General features: G+C 69.6%; 2 protein-coding genes and 1 pseudogene. All 3 read left to right on the forward strand.

Annotated features, from left to right (window positions below):
* Positions 1 to 533 (forward strand): methyl-accepting chemotaxis protein (locus N878_RS17825; protein WP_031303420.1); only part of this gene is annotated, 533 nt, incomplete at its 5' end.
* A gap of 499 nt (positions 534 to 1032) precedes the next feature.
* On the forward strand, positions 1033 to 1719 hold the full coding sequence (gene creB / locus N878_RS17830) for a two-component system response regulator CreB (RefSeq protein ID WP_021444943.1): 687 nt from the start codon (positions 1033 to 1035) through the stop codon (positions 1717 to 1719).
* A gap of 3 nt (positions 1720 to 1722) precedes the next feature.
* Positions 1723 to 2395: pseudogene (locus N878_RS17835) on the forward strand (two-component system sensor histidine kinase CreC); the annotation flags it as partial.

The following is a 2395-nucleotide window of genomic DNA, read 5'->3' on the forward strand; positions in this document are numbered from 1 at the left end:
AGCAGGCCCAGCAGATCAACCGGGTGGTGGAGGTGATCAAGGGCATCGCCGAGCAGACCAACCTGCTCGCGCTCAACGCGGCGATCGAGGCGGCGCGCGCCGGCGAGGCCGGGCGCGGTTTCGCCGTGGTCGCCGACGAGGTGCGCTCGCTGTCCAAGCGCACCCAGGATTCCACCCAGGAAATCGCCCAGACGGTGGACAACCTGCAGCGCGTGGTCGGCCAGTCGGTGAGCCTGATGGAGGAGGCCTGCAGCCAGGCCGACGGCGATATCGGCAGCGTGCTGGCCATGGGCGACGACCTGCAGGCCATAGTCGAGTCGGTGCAGCGGGTCAGCGACCGCCTGGCGCAGATCGCCACCGCCGCCGAACAGCAGGCCGCCACCGCCGACGAGGTCAGCGGCAATATCCAGCAGGTCGACCAGGCCGCCGGCCAGCTGCTCGACGGCGCCCAGGCGGTGAGCAGCGCCGCCGAACAGCTGCGCCGCGGCAGCGAGGGATTGGCGCAGAACACCGGGCGTTTCCAGCTCGGCTAGCGCCATTGCGCAGAAAACCGCCAACCCGGCGCACCCCCCGCGGCGCCGGGCCTGGCGGCGGGCATCCCGAGCTTATCCACAGCGCCGTCCCCAGTATCTGTGCATAGCCAGGGCTCCTGAGGGGCGCCGCACGCAGCAGCTGTGACTAACCCTGCGCCACCCTCGCCGTACACAAATCGCACAATCGCCCGCAGCCCCCGGCCAGCGCCGCCTGCAGCGCATTACTCCAAGGTTATCAACAACTTGGCCCCCAGCTTCTGTGGGTTTGTGAACGCCCCTGGGGGGTGCGATGCGCACCGCTGTCTCGCCTGAATGCTCGGCGCCGCGCAGAAATCAGCCAACCGCCGCAGAACCAGACGCCGTCTGGCCCGGCGCCAACTGCTCCAAGCTTATCCACAGCGCCATCCCCAGTTTCTGTGCATCGATTGCCCCGCCTTGACGGGCTGTTCGGGCTGGCGCAGTCTGCCGGCCGTGACCGCCCCGCCGAGCAGGACGCCCGATGCCGCAGATACTGATAGTCGAAGACGAAGCCGCGATTGCCGATACCCTGGTCTACGCGCTGCAGGCCGAAGGCTTCGCCACCTGCTGGGTGACGCTCGCCGGCGAGGCGCTGGCGCTGCTGGAAAACCAGGCCTTCGACCTGGCGATACTCGATGTCGGCCTGCCGGACATCAGCGGCTTCGAGGCCTGCAAGCGGCTGCGGCGCTTCTCCGAGGTGCCGGTGATCTTCCTCACCGCGCGCAGCGAGGAGATCGACCGCGTGGTGGGCCTGGAGATCGGCGCCGACGACTACGTGGTCAAGCCGTTCAGCCCGCGCGAGGTGGCCGCCAGGGTCAAGGCCATCCTCAAACGGGTGGCGCCACGCGCCGCCGCGCCTGTGGATAACGCCGCGACCGGGCCCTTTCGCCTCGACCTGGCGCGCTACCAGATCGCCTTCCACGGGCAGCCCCTGGCCCTGACCCGCCACGAGTTCCGCCTGCTGCAGACCCTGCTCGGCCAGCCGCGGCGGGTGTTCTCCCGCGAGCAGTTGCTCGACGCCCTCGGCGTGGCCAGCGAGGCCGGCTACGAGCGCAATATCGACAGCCATATCAAGAGCCTGCGCGCCAAGCTGCGCGCGGTGGCGGCCGCCGCCGAGCCGATCCAGACCCACCGCGGCCTGGGCTACAGCTACGATCCGGAGGGCTGAACCATGCCCTTGGGCGTTCGCATCTTTCTCGTCTATTTCCTCTTCGTCGGCCTGGCCGGCTGGTTCGTGCTGAGCACGGTGATGGACGAGATCCGCCCCGGCGTGCGCCAGAGCACCGAGGAAACCCTGGTCGACACCGCCAACCTGCTGGCCGAGATTCTGCGCGACGAGGTCAAGGCCGGCAGCCTGCAGCACAGCCGTCTGCCCGGGGCGCTGGAGGCCTACGGCCGGCGCCAGCCCGGGGCGAATATCTGGGGCGTGAGCAAGGCCCAGGTCAACCACCGCATCTACGTCACCGACGCCCGGGGCATCGTCCTGCTCGACTCCAGCGGCCAGGCGGTCGGCCAGGACTACTCGCGCTGGAACGACGTGCTGCTGACCCTGCGCGGCGAGTACGGCGCGCGCTCGACCAGGGAAGACCCCAGCGATCCGGATTCCTCGGTGATGTACGTGGCGGCGCCGATCAAGGACGGCGAGCGGATCATCGGCGTGGTCTCGGTGGCCAAGCCCAACCGCAGCCTGCAGCCCTATATCGAGCGCTCGCAGACCCGCCTGGGCTGGCTCGGCGCCGGCCTGATCGGCCTCGGTCTGCTGATCGGCGCAGCACTGTCCTGGTGGCTCGGCGCCGCGCTGGGCAAGCTGACCCGCTATGCCCAGGCGGTCAGCGAGGGCCGTC

The sequence above is a fragment of the Pseudomonas sp. EGD-AK9 genome, from assembly GCF_000465935.2.
Taxonomy (GTDB): Bacteria; Pseudomonadota; Gammaproteobacteria; order Pseudomonadales; family Pseudomonadaceae; genus Aquipseudomonas.